Genomic DNA, 19,415 nt, shown 5'->3' with positions numbered 1-19,415 from the left:
TTTCAGTTTATCTGTTTTTTTATTTCTGCAGACTTTCTTCAATATGCTGCAAACGGCGTTCTAAAGCGGCATACTTTTCATCCTTTTCTTTTAAAAGACGCTCATAAAGTTCGGTGATTTTGTCGATAGGATTGAAATTGTTAACTCGATTGTCCTCACCAACTTCATCAACAAATCCAATATTAGCATTTGTGGCTGCATTACCATTATTTGTAATATTCTCAAACACCACCGTCTGTGCATCCTCCTCCAAAGTCTTGAGATAATCGAAAGGCACATTCAACGCCCGTGCAAAACGTTGCAACATTTCATCATCAATCACTCTCATCTTCTCATATTTAGAAACAGCAGGCTGTGAGAGATGTACTAATTCACTCAAACCCTCCTGGTTCATATCCTTTTCAATACGGGTACGACGTATATTGCGTCCGTGATGGACTCTCCCAATTGTCAATTCTTCTGTTTCCATTTTTATTTTCTTTCTTTTTAAAATCCAACAAATATACAAATGAAAAGTTTCGCTCGAAGCAAATATACGAAAAAAACGAATAGATGTGATAATATGGATAAAAGGAATATTACAACCTGCCAAATAGAATAAAATGAATACATCAAATAGCGTGTAATGTGTTAAATAATTACGAACTTTACCACACAAAAGAATAGCAAAACAAAAGAGCTAACCGACATGAAAAGAATATTAACAAACAAAGAATATAGATTCATAAAAGAGCTCAAAGGATTGATGGATAAATACAATGTAGTAATCTCTACAGATGCACATGGAAAAATTGAGATTGTGGTGAATGAAGACAATGAACCATTTGACTTTGAAGCAGAAAACACGATCTATCTAGGAGCTTGCTTTTCTAATCACGAACTAAATGAATTACTGGAAAGAAACCTCGCACATATAAAACGAATAGAAGAGGAGTATAAAACAAACTAATAAACCGACCTATATAATCGAAAAATCATTAATCCTTTTTTCTATATAAATACCCCACCAGTTCCTTTTAAACCAACGGCCTCTTCCTTTTAAAGGAAGGGGTCGTTCCTTTAAAAGGAAGAAAGCTTTGGTTTTAAAGGAAGAAAAAACAGCCTTATTTGCAGGTATATTTGCCTGTATCATAAACTTTTTAAATAAAAAAGCTCTTTCAAAGAAATTTTTCTCATATCTTTGCGACGTGTTAAGTTAATAAATTGATTAAGGTCGATTTTTGACTGTTTCGAATCGGGAAGTATGGGGGTACTTTCCGATTCTTTTTTTGGAGAGGGTATAATCGTTTGTCTTTCATCTTCTTAGAAGTTTTAAGAAACAGGTAAATCTAATATAGACTGGCTCTATATATAAAACAGCTCAACTCCAAATGATACTAATAAAAAATCCCGTTTTTTTTAAAACGGGATTTAATGCAAAGAAAAACAAACTCGACTTAACCAAAGCAATAAATTAAGTCAGAGTCAGATAACAAAATACTATTGACTATCTCGTACCAGCTGTTTCATCTTTAACACAGCGAATAGATTGACCAAAGGTCGGCAACTGATACATAAGTCCCGGATTTGGCCATTTACCTAAAGTCATACTCCATACAGCGTGAGGATCTTCAGCAGATGATGCAGCTATGGAAGAGGTATGATAATAACCAGTCTGCCCCGCATATTCCAAAGTACTATTCAGATTGCGCCGCCTTCCCGCCGAAGGGAAGAAAACAGAAGCATTATTTGATTCATTAAAGACCAAGATTCCAAAATAGGCAACCTGTGCATTCTCTGACGATACACCATAAGGATAATTCCCCTCGCCCGGTCCCATCTTGATAGGTCGTCGATCAAAAAAGCCATCGGCATAAAACCCTATAAAGAATTTTATATGTTCCTGTGCTTCAACCTGATCGTTTCTATCTATCCAAAAGTTTTGATAGCGGTCTACTTTAATTCCACCTGCTTCTACCGAACCATCATACCCTCCAATATTCTCATTCACACCGACATCTCCACTTAACGGGTTTATAAACAAGGATTGACGTAACTCGGAAAAAGCGATTTCATCACTATAATCCACTATTTGAGTCTTTATAACCTCTTTATAGGCATTCACAATAACAGGATCATTATCCTGATCTATATTATTGGGATACGGGCCATTATAAGAAATCCTATCAATATACCCGTCCGACGGACGATGATAACCTTCAGGACAAGATTCAAAAACCTCCGAGTATCCATAATCATATACAGTTTCCGGTGGCACAGGAGCATCTCCCCATACCGGTAAAAACAGTTTATGCGATTCGTCGAAAAACAGTATATCCCTAATCCAATAGTCCATAGTAAGAGCAGTAGGATGATAAGCCAATCGGAAATAGGACTGATCTGCCTTTTTAGGAAGCCCCCATTGGAAGAAAGCTCCTGCTTGAGTTGGATATTTTACAAACTTAGCCTGTTTATGATCCACTGGTGTGTAGAGAGCATTACTGCCACTAAAATAAGCCGGAGAAGTCAGATTAAAAGGTGATATTTTACGAGCATAATTACGTGAAGCATCCTTTAGCGGTCCTTTAGATATAGGGTCCGCAGTGCCCGGTCGCATGATATAATCGGGCTCTTCTCCCTGCCGGATATACATATATCCTGTATTATACCACACTTGATTGTCTCCTGTCCCCCATCTGCCACCGTAACGTTCTATTTTAATTTTAGCATATCTCGGAGTCGTTCCCGAATTTTTCTCTTTTACACCAATACGGAAGTAGATACGTCCCCTGCCCTCCACATAAGTACCTTTTTCTCCTTTATAAGCATCAGGCAACACCTGATAATGTTCAGGATTTCCCGGATCATCCGTCCCTACATGCGGATCAAAACTTGGAGAAGAACTCAAGACAACAAAATCACCCGCTTCCACAGTCGCCTTCCAAGGGGCTGGTGCTCCTAAATCTTCCGGGCGCTCTCCTGCTCCACTTATCACACCCTGTTGACCGGTAATAATTCTTTCGCCTGTTTCATCATCTCTAAAAAAAGCACCTATATAACCGGAACCATACGAATTAAAATCAAAACGCTTTCCGTATTGCTTCGTTTTGACTTTTATTTCTCTTTGTAGCTTACCACCATCTTCGTCTTCTACAGACAGGATAATCCGATAAGTTTCCTGTGCATCTTTCACATTCCGCTCATCAAGCAGTATATCCATATACCCCGAGCCAGTTTGAGATGTCCTGTCATAAGTGTATAGAAAACGGGAAGTGGCATATGTTATCGTGGTTCCATCGTCTTTGGTATCATTATATCTTAGTACAAGATCATTGAATATTTTTCCAGTTTCAGTTTTAGCCGTCCCTGTATCCCCCACATATAGTTCGGATAATACTTTCACTATCGGCATATTAGAACTGAAAGAGATTCGCACTCCATTAAAATCGGTGATACTGGCTTCCAAAGTAGAGACATTCAATACTTTAATACCTGCTATGTCCCAATCTTCATCCACGTCTTCCCACTTCGACGCTACAATATTTACCTGCAACGGGTCTTGTATATATCCTGTCAGATCGAGTTTCGTATTTTTAGGTAAACTATAATTCACCGGGCTCGAATTTATCTTCAACTCACAAGAAGGACTATAATTATCCAACATATCAACCGTGAAAACCACGGCCTCATCTTCATCATTGACAGATGCCGGTTCGCTTGCCGGCAAGATAATACGGTTGACTTTCTTGTCCCATCCCCATTCGACCGTAGGAGTGCCGTCGGCAAAATAATTTCCATTGTCGGTTAAGGTAAACTTACGTACTACATTCCTTTCAATAGCCGGACCATCATAACCTGCGGTCAGCGGAACAAGGTTGGGGATATTACTGAATATTACTCCTTTAAAAGCACCATTCAGATTATCTACCGCCTTCAGTTCAACATCTACCCTCACTCCAAGTCGCTCCAAAGCCAATAGTAGCATGGACACTGTCGTACCATTTTCCAATGTGGCTCCCTGCCCATCGGAAAGTACGGTTACCTTCTTTATCTCCTGCATCATCGGAATGACTTGTTCCGATGAAAAAAAACTTGCTGGATAAGCAATATGATCCAAATCACTGTAATTACTTATGGCTTCCAACTTCGTTTTAACCGGTATATGGGGAGGTTCATTAGCCAGAAACACAAAATCATACATTCCCGGATCAATAGGATGCCGAATGATATCTCCTGTTGATGCTGTATAATATACATTACTAATCTTATTTCCCGTTGTTCTGTCAAATGCCAGAATACGCAGGGTGCGCACTACCCGATCTTCCGGAGTACCCTCGTGTGTAGCTCCCAGAGGTGTTATTCCTCTCACTGTCAGAAATGTCCCTTCCACAGAATTCTCGGTGAAAGTTTCATCTATACAAGAAGAAAAGACAATCAGCAATAACGCGTAAAGCCAATTTCTATATATTCTATTACCACTCTTCATCATTCATTGTTTGCTTTTACACAACATCAAATTCTCTCTCTATTCTCAATATGCAAATATCGTGAATTCGCATAACTCTATGAATTATATCCATTTCTGATATAAGCAATAAACGAATTGAATAACAACTGATTATGCAAATCAAAGGCACATATATTGTAAAATGCAAAAAGCGTATTGGTAACACATCAGCATTTGCGAATTTCACACAATTCGCAAAATTCAAGTTTCGATATTCGAAATTCGCAACGAATAGATTCCTATACATCCATACACAAAAAAGCCCTTGAACAATCACGCTTCAAGGGGAAGGTATCGCCTCATTGATACCATGCTTTCTGAAAAGTGGAATTAAAAAAAATAGTCTGAAAACTTAGTTTTCAGACTATTCATTATATAGAAGATATGACTCTTTTACTTCTTTTCCGGTCTTGGCATCAACACTTTTCTTGAAAGTTTGAATTTACCAGTTTTCTGGTCAACATCAATCAGTTTTACTTCGATTTCATCACCTTCCTTAATTCCAGCTTCTTCTACTGTTTCCAGACGCTTCCAATCAATTTCAGAGATGTGCAGCAAACCATCCTTGCCCGGCAAGAATTCGATGAATGCACCGTAAGGCATAATAGAACGAACTTTACCTTTATAAACTTCGCCCACTTCAGGAACAGCAACGATTGCTTTAATCATGCGCATTGCATTATCAATACATTTTTTGTTTGTTCCGGAAACTTCGATGCGTCCCATACCATCAATTTCTTCGATAGTAATCACAGCACCGGTTTCTTCCTGCATACCTTGGATAATCTTTCCACCAGGGCCGATTACAGCACCGATAAATTCTTTAGGAATTGTCATCGTTTCAATGCGTGGAGCATGTTCTTTCAGGTCGGCACGTGGTTCAGCGATTGTTTCAGTAATCTTACCCAAGATGTGCATACGTCCTTCTTTTGCCTGATTCAAAGCACGTTCCAGAATTTCGTAAGACAGACCGTCTACCTTGATATCCATCTGAGTAGCCGTAATACCATCTTTTGTTCCTGTTACTTTGAAGTCCATATCACCCAAGTGGTCTTCGTCACCCAGGATATCAGACAATACAGCATATTTCTCTTCGCCCGGATTCTTAATCAATCCCATAGCGATACCTGATACCGGTTTCTTGATCTTCACACCAGCATCCATCAATGCCAATGTTCCGGCACATACAGTAGCCATAGAAGAAGAACCGTTAGATTCGAGAATATCTGAAACCACACGTACTACATACGGATAGTCAGCAGGAATCTGTCCTTTCAAAGCACGCCAAGCCAAGTGACCGTGACCGATTTCGCGACGGCCTACACCACGTTGTGCTTTTGCTTCGCCTGTAGAGAAAGGAGGGAAATTATAATGTAATAAGAAACGTTCTTTTCCGTGTTCCAAAACATCGTCAATGATCTTCTCATCCAGTTTGGTACCCAGAGTTACAGAAGTCAGTGATTGTGTTTCACCACGAGTAAAGATAGCAGATCCGTGAGGACCAGGCAGAGGACCAACCTCACACCAGATCGGGCGGATTTCAGTAGTCTTACGACCATCCAAACGCTTACCTTCGTCAAGGATAGAACGGCGCATGGCTTCTTTTTCTACATCGTGGTAGTAACGGTCGATCAACGCACCCTTTTCGTCCAACTCTTCTTCAGAGAATTGAGCTTTGAATTCTTCACGGATCGCTTCGAAAGCAGCAAAACGTTCGTGTTTGTTATTGTTTCCGGAAGCGGCAACAGCGTAAGCTTTTTCGTAACATGCTTCACGAACAGCCTTACGCAAATCTTCGTCGTTCACTTCATGGTTGTATTCACGTTTCACTGTTTTTCCAACCTCTTCAGTCAACTCCATCTGTGCTTTACAATGAACCTTGATAGCTTCGTGAGCTACTTTCATTGCTTCCAGCAATTCAGCTTCGGATACTTCGTGCATTTCACCTTCTACCATCATGATGTTCTCATAAGTAGCGGCTACCATCAGATCCATATCAGCTTTTTCCAGTTGTTCAAAAGTAGGATTGATAACGAACTGACCGTCGATACGTGCTACACGTACTTCAGAAATCGGTCCGTTGAAAGGAATATCTGAAACGGCAAGTGCTGCAGAAGCGGCAAGTCCTGCCAATGCATCCGGCATATCCACACCATCAGCAGAAAAGAGGATGATGTTCACATATACCTCTGCGTGATAATTATCGGGGAATAAAGGACGGAGAGCACGGTCGACAAGACGGCAAGTGAGAATCTCATAATCAGAAGCTCTACCTTCTCGCTTGGTGAAACCACCAGGGAAACGGCCGAATGCCGCAAATTTTTCTTTGTACTCTACCTGTAAAGGCATAAAATCTGTTCCGGGAACTGCATCTTTAGCGGCACAAACAGTAGCTAACAACATGGTGTTTCCCATGCGGAGCATTACAGAACCGTCTGCCTGTTTTGCCAACTTTCCCGTCTCGAGTGTGATGGTTCTTCCATCAGGTAACTCGATTGTCTTAACAATTGGGTTAATCATAAAAATTGTTTTATCTATACTTTTTCTTTCAAAATTCCTGCAAAGATATACATTTATCGTGGTAATTAGGTGGAAATGAGGTAAAAAGTTAGTGGCGAACTGATTTTTTTTCAAAATTAGGATGAAGAACACAGCAAAATGCTTTGACTAATCTCGAAAAGAAGTATATTTGCATCTCGTTAATAACACACACTATATGAAAAAGGTTACTTTTGCAGCGCTCGCCGCACTTACTATTACTGCTTGTAGTTCCGGCCCTAAATTCCAGGTGAACGGGGATGTATCAGGAGCCGACGGTAAAATGCTTTATCTCGAAGCTTCCGGTCTGGAAGGTATTGTTCCGCTCGATTCAGTGAAGCTGAAAGAGGAAGGTACATTCAGTTTCAAGCAGCCTCGTCCCGAGTCACCCGAATTTTACCGTTTGCGGATCGACGACAAAATCATCAATTTTTCTGTAGATTCTATCGAAACGATTCAAATCAAAGCTCCGTATGTGGATTTCTCTACTACTTATACGGTGGAAGGTTCGGAAAACAGCAATAAGATAAAAGAACTGACGTTGAAGCAGATTCGCCTTCAAAAAGAGGTGGACAATTTACTGGCATCCCTGCGCAGCAACGGAATAGGGCATGATGTGTTTGAAGACAGCTTGGCAACATTGCTCAACAACTATAAGGAAGATGTCAAAGTGAACTATATTTTTGCTGCTCCCAACACGGCGGCAGCTTACTTTGCCCTGTTCCAGAAGCTCAATAATTATCTGATATTCGATCCGTTGAACAATAAAGACGACGTGAAATGCTTCGCAGCTGTTGCTACGAGCCTCAACAACGCGTTCCCTCATGCGGTACGTTCCAAGAACCTTTATAATATTGTAATCAAAGGAATGAAGAATACGCGCCAGCCGCAAACGAAAGCTCTGGAAATTCCGCAGGATAAAATCGTAGAAACCGGTATTATCGACATTGCCTTGCGTGATGTGAAAGGAAATGTGCGCAAGCTGACCGACCTGAAAGGCAAAGTCGTTTTGCTCGATTTCTCTGTATTCCAGTCGCCTGCCGGAGCTCCTCACAACCTGATGCTTCGCGAACTGTATAATACATACGCTAAAGAAGGACTGGAAATATACCAGGTATCTCTCGACGCGGACGAACACTACTGGAAAACAGCGGCAGACAACCTTCCATGGGTCTGTGTGCGCGATGGAAACGGAGTTTACTCTACCAACGTAGCTGTATATAATGTTCGTCAGGTTCCATCTATCTTTTTGATTAATCGTAACAACGAATTGAAGCTTCGTGGCGAAGATATTAAGGATTTGGAAGCAGCTGTCAAGTCATTACTCTAAGTTGTTATAATTTAGCATATTTCATTTAAATATGTTACATAGCATCTTTTTTCACTTGACACGTATCACTTAAAAGGCTATCTTTGCAAAGAAATAATGAAAAGAGGGTTCCAACATGGCTCATGTTGGAATTCTTTTTTGTTTATATGACCATTTAAAACAATTAAAGGAGGAAAACATCATGGCTTATATGTCAGAAGAAGGTTACAAGAAACTGATGGCGGAACTGAAGGAACTGGAAACAGTGGAACGCCCGAAGATCTCTGCGGCAATAGCCGAAGCCAGAGATAAAGGAGACTTGTCTGAAAACGCTGAATACGATGCAGCAAAAGAAGCGCAAGGTATGCTCGAAATGCGTATCAACAAATTGAAAGCTACCATTGCAGATGCAAAAATCATCGATGAATCTAAATTGAAAACAGATTCCGTACAGATTTTAAATAAGGTGGAACTGAAGAATGTAAAGAATGGCATGAAGATGATTTATACCATCGTTTCAGAAAGTGAAGCTAACCTGAAGGAAGGAAAGATTTCCGTTAACACCCCGATTGCACAAGGTCTGCTTGGCAAGAAGGTGGGTGATGTAGCAGAAATTACTGTTCCACAAGGTAAAATTGCACTGGAAGTAGTAAACATATCAATTTAACGTAAAGGCAGGTCTCCATGTGGGGCTTGCCTTAATTTATCAATAAAAGTTATGGCAACAATATTCAGTAGAATCATCGCAGGAGAAATCCCCTGCTACAAGGTGGCGGAAAACGACAAGTTTTTTGCTTTTCTCGATATCAATCCGTTGGTAAAGGGACATACATTGGTAGTGCCCAAACAGGAAGTAGACTATATTTTCGATTTGAGCGATGAAGACCTGGCTGCTATGCATGTGTTTGCAAAGCAAGTAGCCTGTGCCATTAAAAAAGCATTCCCTTGCCAAAAGGTAGGCGAAGCTGTTATCGGACTGGAAGTACCTCATGCACATATTCATTTAATTCCTATTCAAAAGGAATCGGATATGTTGTTTTCGAATCCGAAACTGAAATTGTCGGATGAAGAATTCAAGTCCATAGCGCAAGCAATCAACTCCTCTCTATAAAACATGATGATGAAATAATGAAAGGCATTCCGTGATGGAATGCCTTTTTTCTTTACTTTTCTTTACTTTCGGCCACTTCAACCAGGTAAACTCCAATACAAATAAAAATGATTGCAAACGTCTGCGTCCAGCTAAAACGGTCTTGTCCGAGAGCAAGGGAGGTAATGGTCGCCACAATCAGAATCAGATAACCGTAGATAGCGACGACCGTTGTCTTCAGATATTTCAAACCGACAGGCAACAGCATATAACTGATAGTGGTCGGGAAAATCAATACGAACATCAGAATAAGGAAAGGCGTCCAATGAAACGGCATGGAGAATACCGGGGCATCAAATCCTGTAATAAACGTGACTATAATGGCAGACACGGCAGCACCGGAAAAGGTATATCGCAACATCGTTATCGCTCCAATGGCCGTGAGGATGCGCTGACTAAGAATCAGATAGACAGCATACACCACAGAACTTAGAAGACAAAGCATATTCCCCGTAAAAGCATCAGAGGCCAAATCATCGCTTTGCTGGGTTAGGATGCAAACCAACGCTCCTATCAGACCGATAGAAATTCCTATTATTTTTTTAGCGCCCGCCTTCTCCTTATAAAAGAATATCATGATAAGAAAAACCCAAATAGGCTGGAGACTGGTAAATATGGAACTGGAGACAGGAGTTGTTTTACTCAATCCGGCCAGATAGAGAAACATAAAGCCGTAAAGTCCCAAAGCCCCCAACAGAAAGAGGAGCCATTTATCTCTGGCTGACGATTTCTCCGGAGGCATAAACCACCCGATCACCCAAAAAGCAGCTGCTGCAAATGTGCAACGAAGCGTGGCTCCTGTCAATGGACTCATCCACAAAGGCAGAAGATACTTTAAGGCATTCATATTTAAACCGCTAAATACTTTCGAGACAGCCATGCTAAGATTGGCTTCCAGTTTCTTATTCTTCATTTTCTATTTTAATTGGTCGTTAAACAAAAAGGTATTACGGCGCCGATATGCCCAGAAAAGAGTAACAATAGTTATCAGAAGATTAAAGATAAAAGGAAACTCCTGTGATTGGGTATGGAATATCCACTGGAAAAAATCGACAATAAAGGGATAAAGCAAGATAGCCAGATAATTCATCATCATCACAAACGCCAAAGCCAATGTGGTCTTTTGCGGCAGTGCGGTCTGGGTGGTCTTATCATAAAGCATAGGTTGAATAATGCCATATCCCAAACCAACCAGGATACATCCGGGAATAATCAGCCATTCGATCGGAGCTATCCAGATTAATAACAATCCTAATGCCATCGACAGCAGGCTGTATGCTTTTGTACGTCCTTTCAGCAGGGCTACAATCTTGTCCAGGCAAAAACCCGGAGCAGTGATGGCCAGAAAGAAAAGCGAAATCATCAATCCGGAATTGCCACTGGAGAAGTGATGTTTCTCCATTAAGAAAGGTAGATTGAAGATCACTACTACCACGATATATGTTATCACGCCATAGAAGAGCATCAACTCTATCAGATGTTTGATGTGAATACCGTATTTGCTACCTCCTATATCTATGGAAGTAGATTGTTCGGAGGCTTCGTTGTCTTTTGTAGTATCTGCAGAAGAGGAAGGAGAGGGTGTAAAAGCGACTTCTCCCGTCCGGTCTTCTTTCAAATGTCCTACCAGCAGAATAGAAATCAATGGGAGAAGATAGACAAGGAAAGGCAAATGCCAGCTAACTTCTGCAAGATAGCCCGTTACGGCAGTTGCTATCACTAACGTGAAATTAGTAATAGCGGAGCTTAATCCGAACTGTTTCACCCGATAGGTTCCTACAAAGTATCTGGAAACCAATCCGGTAGATAAAGGGATAATCAAACCGGAACCGATACCGAGCAAAGCACTTACCACAATTAATTGCCACATTCGATTGGAAATCAGATACAAAACGCCGCTCGCGGCAAAAAGCCAGAGTCCGACCTTTAATACACGGACATAATCGACTTTCTCTGTCAGTTTACCACCCAGCAATATAAAAGGAATAATGAGCAGTGATGGCAGCGAAGTCAACATCTGTATGTCCAGATCCGTAGCTTCCGGAAATATCTTCGTAAGATCACCCAATATAGGTGAAACAGCCAGTCCCGGCAATGAAGTCAATGCCGAAATAGACCAGATGGCAATTAAAGTAATAAGAGGAATTGTTCCTCGTCCCGTCTGTATCTTCATAATGCTTATTCGTTAAAAGTTTAGGTTTGAAGAAAACAATAGTCGCCTTATAAAGTTCAAAAGACGTATATCCGGACTTTATTGCTTTAAAAGCATCAAAACCATTCTTTGAATCAATAAAATTCAGGAATAAGATAAAAAAACAGTCAACCGTTATCAGTGGATTATGATGCTACAAGGTGCTATGAGCAGGATTCTATTCTCAAACCATTCTCATCCCTTTGAGAAAAAATTCTCATAGTAATGAGAATAATTTCTCATCGTAGTGAGAATTTTTTCTCATTGCGATGAGAATGTTCCTTTGTTAGGAGGAAGTCAAAGCAAGATCTGCCAATGTGCCGGGAAGCTCTTCCATACAGGAAAACCCGCCCCCTTAATAAACGCCAAATAATGTAAAAGCCGGAAACTTTCAAACCTATCTGCTGTTGTTGTGGGAAATTCGACGGGGAAAATCCCCATCGCCCTAAACCTTTAAAAAAACAAATTAGTATGGAAGATTTAAATTTCAGAAAAGGTGATGCAAAAACCGATGTATTTGGTTCAGACAGAATGTTACAACCCTCTCCGGTAGAGAAAATACCTGATGGACCTACTACTCCTGAAGTCGCCTATCAAATGGTGAAAGATGAAACATTTGCTCAAACTCAGCCCCGTTTGAATCTGGCTACTTTCGTTACCACTTATATGGACGAATATGCTACCAAGCTGATGAATGAGGCCATCAACATCAACTACATTGATGAAACAGAATATCCGCGTATCGCTGTGATGAACGGTAAATGTATCAACATCGTTGCCAACTTGTGGAACTCTCCTGAAAAAGATACCTGGAAAACAGGTGCTTTGGCTATCGGTTCTTCAGAAGCATGTATGTTGGGTGGTGTAGCTGCCTGGTTGCGTTGGCGTAAGAAAAGACAAGCACAGGGCAAACCATTTGATAAACCAAACTTTGTGATTTCTACAGGTTTCCAGGTTGTTTGGGAAAAGTTTGCACAGTTGTGGCAGATTGAAATGCGTGAAGTGCCTTTGACACTTGAAAAAACCACTCTTGACCCCGAAGAAGCTTTGAAAATGTGTGATGAAAACACCATCTGTATCGTACCGATTCAAGGTGTTACATGGACTGGATTGAATGATGATGTCGAAGCATTGGATAAAGCTCTGGATGCTTACAATGCCAAGACCGGTTATGACATTCCTATCCACGTAGATGCCGCCAGTGGTGGTTTCATCCTTCCGTTCCTGTATCCGGAAAAGAAATGGGACTTCCGTTTGAAATGGGTACTTTCTATCAGCGTATCCGGCCACAAGTTTGGTTTGGTATATCCGGGACTCGGATGGGTTTGTTGGAAAGGCAAAGAATATCTGCCCGAAGAAATGTCATTCAGCGTCAACTATCTGGGCGCCAACATTACACAGGTAGGTTTGAACTTCTCTCGTCCGGCCGCACAAATTCTGGGACAATATTATCAATTCATCCGCTTAGGATTCCAGGGTTACAAAGAAGTGCAGTACAACTCCCTGCAAATTGCCAAATATATCCATAGTGAAATAGCCAAGATGGTTCCGTTCGTTAACTACTCAGAAGATGTTGTGAACCCGCTATTCATCTGGTATCTGAAACCGGAATATGCAAAGAGCGCCAAATGGACTTTGTATGATTTGCAAGACAAACTGTCTCAACATGGTTGGATGGTTCCTGCTTATACATTGCCTTCTAAACTGGAAGATTATGTAGTGATGCGTGTCGTTGTTCGTCAGGGATTCAGCCGTGACATGGCAGATATGCTTCTGGGCGACATCAACAATGCCATCGCCGAACTGGAAAAACTGGAATATCCAACTCCTACCCGTATGGCTCAAGAAAAGAATCTTCCGGTAGAAGTCAAGATGTTCAACCACGGTGGTCGTCGTAAAACCGTAAAAAAATAAAAATGATCTATGGATAAAAAAGTAACACTCGCTCAATTGAAAGAAGTGGTACAGGAGGCATACGATCAGGTAAAGACCAATACCGGCGGCAAGAATGCCGACTATATTCCTTATCTGGCAAATGTCAACAAGGATCTCTTTGGAATCAGTGTCTGCCTGCTCAACGGGCAGACCATCCATGTGGGAGATACTGACTATCGCTTCGGTATAGAATCCGTATCCAAAGTACATACGGCTATCCTGGCACTGCGTCAATACGGTGCTAAAGAAATTCTGGACAAGATTGGAGCCGACGCAACAGGCTTGCCCTTCAATTCAATCATCGCTATCTTGTTGGAGAACGATCATCCGTCTACCCCACTGGTAAATGCCGGAGCCATCTCTGCCTGCAGTATGGTGCAACCTATCGGTGACTCTGCCAAGAAATGGGATGCCATCGTAGGAAATGTGACAGACCTATGCGGCAGTGCCCCGCAACTGATTGATGAATTGTACAAGTCGGAATCGGACACCAACTTCAACAACCGTTCTATCGCATGGCTGCTGAAGAATTACAACCGGATTTATGATGACCCGGATATGTCATTAGACCTTTACACCCGCCAGTGTTCATTGGGAGTTACTGCATTGCAGCTTTCCATCGCAGCCGGTACAATCGCCAACGGTGGTGTGAACCCTGTGACTAAAAAAGAAGTTTTTGATGCCGTCCTGGCTCCTAAAATCACTGCCATGATTGCCGCCGTAGGTTTCTACGAACATACCGGCGACTGGATGTACACTTCCGGTATTCCTGCAAAAACAGGTGTAGGTGGCGGTGTGATGGGCGTACTGCCCGGACAGTTCGGTATTGCCGCATTTGCTCCTCCTTTGGATGGTTCGGGCAACTCCGTGAAAGCGCAGTTAGCTATTCAATACATCATGAACAAGCTGGAATTGAATGTATTTAGCAACAACCATATCACCGTTGTTGACTAAAATTCTCTCAATCTCTTTTATAAGAAAGGTAAAGGTTACTATCTCTTGATAGTAACCTTTTTCTATTCCCCTTACCCTCTTGATTTCCCGCCAATGTTTCAATACAAACGGCATCATTTTTCAAATGCTACAAATTGAACTTACCCCTGAACAACTCTAGTTATTAAAATGAGATAGCTGTTATTAACCCGGATAAGGTAAGGTTTGATTCATTCAACAACGGTTATAACAGCGTCGTGTCCTGTCTCTTCTCAACAAAGATAGAAAGTAATACCTCTTTTCCACCCCTTTTCCTTCCTCGCTTATAAAGAAAAGTAATTATAGTATTAAGAAAAGTAATTCATCTTTGGTTTTCAACACTTTACCTTCATAATCACTTCATCTGTTTTTTCATCTTATCCCAGAGTGTGTCAAAACGCAGATTATCGCAAATTATCGCAGATTATTCCAATTATATTGATATATTAATCAACGACTTATAAAATTATTTCTGCGATAATTTGCGTTAATCTGCGTTTTATTATTCATTATGACACACTTCCTTTCTGTACGGCTGCTTTTTCTGCCAATTCTTTTTTCTCGGAAGCCTTTTTCTCTAGTTCCTCCTCTTCGTAATATTGTTTTCTACGTTTGTTGGATTGCTGAATCAGATTTGTGATATAAACCGTAAAGATAGGGAACATCATCATACCCAGGGCAGCCAACAAAACGGAAAGCACACGTCCGGTCACCGTCTGCGCTATGATATTCGAACCGACGGTAGTAACGTCCATAAAAGCCCACCACAAAGCATCTCCATAACCATTCACCAAAGGATTCACCCGATGCTCGAGCACAAAAAATGCCAGACTGGAAAAATAAACTGTTGCCAACAACATCGTCAGATAAGAGACAAACAAACTCGAAGCACGATTGTAGGTCAACCAGCCGACCACAATGGCAAGTGCATATCCTCCTCTCAATAAAGGTATGAAACGGAGAAGATAGGTGATCTCATCCGAAAATGTCCACCCATAATAGGCGATAATATTCTGATAAGGAATCGCCACCAATAAAAAGATAAAATGCGTCCGCAAATAACGTCCCTTATGTTTCGCCAGAAAGAACTCCAATACAAAATCAAAAAGAAACCAAAGACAGATACATAGCTGTACTTTCATATACGAAGACTGTGTATAGAAAGGAATTCCCTTAAAAGTATCTACCGAGATACTAATAACCAGGAATAGGGACATTACTAATATAATAATGTGAAGAATACCATAGATTCCCTTTTTCCCGGAAATAAAATCTGAAAGCGCTGATTTCATAACTACTTAGTTTATAATAAAATGATTCATTTATAATTTAGATTGCTTAAAAACAATTGGAGAAAGCGATTGTTTCGGAAGAAGTAAATCCGGGGTTACAATCTCCCATTTCGGGGATGTTAATTAACGAACTTTGAAAGAGATTGCGGAAACATCTCACGCAAAATGTTGTTATAACACTGACTTTAAAATATTTTTCACTTAAAACCTTAACTTATGGCGAATATTAAAAATGCAGTGAAGCTGGGTGTGTTTACCCTGGCTATCATGAATGTTACGGCAGTAGTATCCTTGCGCGGACTACCAGCCGAGGCCGTATATGGAATGAGTTCGGCCTTCTATTATCTTTTTGCAGCTATTGTCTTTCTAATCCCTACATCGCTCGTTGCAGCAGAGTTGGCGGCGATGTTTCAGGATAAGCAGGGTGGTGTGTTCCGGTGGGTAGGCGAAGCCTACGGCAAAAAACTGGGATTCCTCGCCATTTGGGTACAATGGATCGAAAGTACGATCTGGTATCCGACAGTGTTAACGTTTGGTGCCGTATCTATCGCTTTCATCGGAATGAATGACGTACATGACATGTCACTGGCAAACAATAAGTATTATACGCTCGTCGTAGTACTTATCATCTACTGGCTGGCTACTTTCATTTCCCTGAAAGGTATGAGCTGGGTAGGTAAGGTTGCCAAAATCGGTGGTATGGTCGGTACAATTATCCCGGCTGCCCTATTGATTATCTTGGGAATCATTTATCTGGCAAGCGGCGGACATTCCAATATGGATTTCAACAGCAGCTTCTTCCCCGACTTTACCAACTTTGACAATGTCGTTCTTGCTGCCAGTATCTTCTTATTTTATGCCGGTATGGAAATGGGTGGTATCCACGTAAAAGACGTAGAGAACCCTTCCAAAAACTATCCGAAAGCCGTATTCATCGGTGCACTTATCACAGTGCTGATCTTCGTTCTGGGTACTTTTGCATTAGGTGTGATTATCCCTGCAAAAGATATCAACCTGACTCAAAGTCTACTCGTCGGCTTCGACAACTATTTCAGATATATTCATGCTTCCTGGTTGTCACCAATCATTGCTGTCGCTCTTGCATTTGGTGTACTGGCAGGTGTATTAACATGGGTTGCCGGTCCGTCAAAAGGTATATTTGCCGTAGGTAAAGCGGGGTACATGCCTCCGTTCTTCCAGAAAACAAACAAACTGGGTGTACAGAAGAATATCCTGTTCGTACAAGGTATCGCTGTAACTGTATTAAGTCTGTTGTTCGTCGTTATGCCGTCCGTACAGAGCTTCTATCAGATTCTGTCACAGCTGACAGTTATTCTTTATCTGATTATGTACTTGTTGATGTTCTCCGGAGCTATCGCATTGCGTTATAAGATGAAGAAACTCAACCGTCCGTTCCGTATCGGTAAGTCAGGTAACGGTTTGATGTGGTTTGTTGGTGGTCTTGGTTTCTGCGGATCATTGCTTGCCTTTATCCTCAGCTTCATCCCGCCCAGCCAGATCTCTACAGGTAGCAACACCGTTTGGTTCTCCGTACTGATTATCGGTGCCATTATCGTTGTTATTGCTCCGTTTATTATCTATGCTTCCAAGAAACCGTCTTGGGTAGATCCAAACTCCAATTTCGAACCGTTCCACTGGGAAGTTCAGGCTCAACCTGCCACTGTCAATGTCAGTGCAAGTAACGCTAATGCTGCCCGTCCTACCGCAACTTCTGCACATACAGGAGGAGCAACCGGGGCAAGTACAGCTAAGCCTGGTGCAACCGTTTCTAATGCAGCAGCTCCTGATGCGGCATCCTCTGGTGCCACCGCTTCCGGTGCTACTCCATCAAGCAGCAGTTCTGCTACATCTGGCGGAAATTCTGCTTCCGGCAAAGCATCTCCGGGAACCGGAGACAAAGATAAGGATGCACCTAAGTCGTAAAGACTAAGTGTTCATCCTGTTCACAAAAAAGTAAGAGGCTATTCAAACAGCTTTGAACTTATAAAATTACCCTCACTACAACCGTGAAGTGCATCCCAAGGGTTTTATAACCGACTTTAGGGGAGCACTTCACTGTAGTGAGGGTAATTTATTTTAGGGATTTTTGCAGGCCCTCTTATTTAGAAGTATGCCAATCATCATTTAATAGATACAATACCTAGCGATTGGAGATTACTTTATTGCCTGTGGCTTTATCAGTTCCGGCTTTATCACCCGTGGCAACACAAAGCTGAAAGTAGATCCCCGGTTAATTTCCGAATCAAGTTCAAGATTTCCACCCAGATTTTGGATGATCGTTTGCGAAAGAGTCAGTCCAAGTCCCGTCCCCTGCATTTCACGATCAAGTTTTATGAAACGTGAGAATATTTTTTTCTGTTCCTCTTTCGGTATGCCAATACCTGTATCGGACACAACAAAGCAAACCTCTTCCGTTCCTTTCAGGCTGCAACCCAAACGAATTTCACCCGATTCGGTGAATTTCATTGCATTATGTAACAGGTTGGACAATACCTGAATGATACGTTCCCGTTCCGAATACATCATTATAGGTTGTATGTGTGCCTCACAAACCAATTCCACCGACGAGTTATTCAATTTCGTCTTAAAAATTCCCTCCAACTCTCTTAGTAAATCATTGGCATCAAACTCCGTATAAACAAAATCTACTGTTCCCGATTCTATTTGAGAAAGATCGAAAATATCATTCACCAGGCGCAACAAGCGTTCATTATTCTCTGCAATAACATCAGCATACATTTTTCGTTCCTCTTCACTGGAAGCCGATACCATCAAACCGGAAAATCCGACAATCGCATTTAGCGGTGTACGTACCTCGTGACTCATATTAGCAATAAAGGCAGATTTCAATTTATCAGCAGAAATGGAATGTTCTCTTTCAATAGACAGCAGCCTTTGCGCATTTTTCAGCTCCGTCACATCATAAACAGTCAACACCATATAATCTTCACCATGAATATTCAAATAAGTACCCGATACCGATACATCGCAAGGAGTCACTTTCGTTTCATCCTCACTTAATAACTTCATGGAAGCTTCCAGATTTTTAAAACTTGCTTTCTTGTAAAAAGCTTTTCCGATAGACGCACGGATACAACATAGTTTGCATTGTTCATGCTGACCACATTCACCGGCTGCAATCGCATTTCTACAATGCAGCAAATCCCCGACTCTTTTGGTAACTCCACCTACCTGAATCGGAAGACGGTTTAAAGAATAATAATTGGTGTCACAAACCACAAAATCCTTGTCAATCAATAAGAAGTAAGCATTGATGTTCTGCAAAACCAGAGCCAACTTTTTAAGTTCATTCTCTTTGTTTTCCTTCGAATGCACCTCTTTCTGGAGTGACTGGCACTTTGCCCACATATAGATGAAGGCAGCTAACAAAACTATTATAACAATAATCGCCAGTGATGACATAGTAATAGAGTGTTTATATTGTTTTGATCGTTTCAGTGCGTAAATTTATAAAATATGTCGCATAAATAGCTGTTTATCTACATATTTATTCTAACAAA

At 41.2% G+C, this 19,415-nt stretch carries 14 protein-coding genes; 7 read left to right on the top strand and 7 right to left on the bottom strand.

Annotated features, from left to right (window positions below):
• Positions 1-19: 19 nt before the first annotated feature.
• Positions 20-469: a helix-turn-helix domain-containing protein gene (locus NQ505_RS08460; RefSeq protein WP_009000222.1), complete on the bottom strand. Its 450-nt coding sequence runs from the start codon at positions 467-469 to the stop codon at positions 20-22.
• Between the two features lie 219 nt (positions 470-688).
• Between NQ505_RS08460 and NQ505_RS08455 the strand changes: the two genes are divergently transcribed.
• Positions 689-949: a hypothetical protein gene (locus tag NQ505_RS08455; RefSeq protein WP_009000223.1), complete on the top strand. Its 261-nt coding sequence runs from the start codon at positions 689-691 to the stop codon at positions 947-949.
• A 537-nt stretch (positions 950-1,486) separates the two neighbouring features.
• Here NQ505_RS08455 and NQ505_RS08450 read toward each other — a convergent pair.
• The gene (locus tag NQ505_RS08450; protein ID WP_009000225.1) at positions 1,487-4,468 is read right to left on the bottom strand and encodes a hypothetical protein; all 2,982 of its coding nucleotides are present in this window, start codon (positions 4,466-4,468) and stop codon (positions 1,487-1,489) included.
• A 411-nt stretch (positions 4,469-4,879) separates the two neighbouring features.
• Positions 4,880-7,006: a polyribonucleotide nucleotidyltransferase gene (pnp, locus tag NQ505_RS08445; RefSeq protein ID WP_004323285.1), complete on the bottom strand. Its 2,127-nt coding sequence runs from the start codon at positions 7,004-7,006 to the stop codon at positions 4,880-4,882.
• Between the two features lie 196 nt (positions 7,007-7,202).
• On the opposite strand from pnp, the gene NQ505_RS08440 reads away from it, so the two are divergent.
• The 3 genes from NQ505_RS08440 (at position 7,203) to NQ505_RS08430 (ending at position 9,444) form a co-directional block, all read left to right on the top strand.
• The gene (locus NQ505_RS08440) at positions 7,203-8,354 is read left to right on the top strand and encodes a DUF4369 domain-containing protein (protein ID WP_009000226.1); all 1,152 of its coding nucleotides are present in this window, start codon (positions 7,203-7,205) and stop codon (positions 8,352-8,354) included.
• Between the two features lie 181 nt (positions 8,355-8,535).
• Complete coding sequence (greA, locus tag NQ505_RS08435; protein WP_032844195.1) at positions 8,536-9,000, top strand: transcription elongation factor GreA; 465 nt, start codon at positions 8,536-8,538, stop codon at positions 8,998-9,000.
• 51 nt (positions 9,001-9,051) lie between these two features.
• Entirely contained in the window at positions 9,052-9,444 is a 393-nt protein-coding gene (locus NQ505_RS08430) for an HIT family protein (protein ID WP_004296262.1), read from the top strand.
• 52 nt (positions 9,445-9,496) lie between these two features.
• Here the strand turns inward: NQ505_RS08430 and NQ505_RS08425 are convergent, their stop codons facing one another.
• Positions 9,497-10,396, bottom strand: coding sequence for a DMT family transporter (locus NQ505_RS08425; protein WP_009000227.1), 900 nt, complete (start codon positions 10,394-10,396; stop codon positions 9,497-9,499).
• Between the two features lie 3 nt (positions 10,397-10,399).
• On the bottom strand, positions 10,400-11,656 hold the full coding sequence (locus NQ505_RS08420; protein WP_009000228.1) for an MFS transporter: 1,257 nt from the start codon (positions 11,654-11,656) through the stop codon (positions 10,400-10,402).
• Positions 11,657-12,145: 489 nt separating this feature from the next.
• On the opposite strand from NQ505_RS08420, the gene NQ505_RS08415 reads away from it, so the two are divergent.
• Together NQ505_RS08415 and glsA are read left to right on the top strand one after the other, a co-directional pair.
• On the top strand, positions 12,146-13,588 hold the full coding sequence (locus NQ505_RS08415) for a glutamate decarboxylase (RefSeq protein ID WP_004296269.1): 1,443 nt from the start codon (positions 12,146-12,148) through the stop codon (positions 13,586-13,588).
• A 9-nt stretch (positions 13,589-13,597) separates the two neighbouring features.
• Complete coding sequence (glsA, locus tag NQ505_RS08410; RefSeq protein ID WP_004296270.1) at positions 13,598-14,563, top strand: glutaminase A; 966 nt, start codon at positions 13,598-13,600, stop codon at positions 14,561-14,563.
• Positions 14,564-15,090: 527 nt separating this feature from the next.
• Here glsA and NQ505_RS08405 read toward each other — a convergent pair.
• Entirely contained in the window at positions 15,091-15,873 is a 783-nt protein-coding gene (locus NQ505_RS08405; protein ID WP_004306929.1) for a potassium channel family protein, read from the bottom strand.
• Between the two features lie 216 nt (positions 15,874-16,089).
• On the opposite strand from NQ505_RS08405, the gene gadC reads away from it, so the two are divergent.
• Positions 16,090-17,817: a putative glutamine/gamma-aminobutyrate antiporter GadC gene (gene gadC, locus NQ505_RS08400; protein ID WP_009000230.1), complete on the top strand. Its 1,728-nt coding sequence runs from the start codon at positions 16,090-16,092 to the stop codon at positions 17,815-17,817.
• Between the two features lie 231 nt (positions 17,818-18,048).
• Here gadC and NQ505_RS08395 read toward each other — a convergent pair whose 3' ends face one another.
• Positions 18,049-19,317, bottom strand: a complete 1,269-nt coding sequence (locus NQ505_RS08395; protein ID WP_004296276.1) for a sensor histidine kinase — start codon at positions 19,315-19,317, stop codon at positions 18,049-18,051.
• Between the last annotated feature and the right edge of the window lie 98 nt (positions 19,318-19,415).

The organism is Bacteroides sp. D2, assembly GCF_025147085.1.
Taxonomy (GTDB): domain Bacteria; phylum Bacteroidota; class Bacteroidia; order Bacteroidales; family Bacteroidaceae; genus Bacteroides.
Note: the sequence above shows the minus strand (reverse complement) of the source record. Positions and strands in the feature narration are given on the sequence as shown.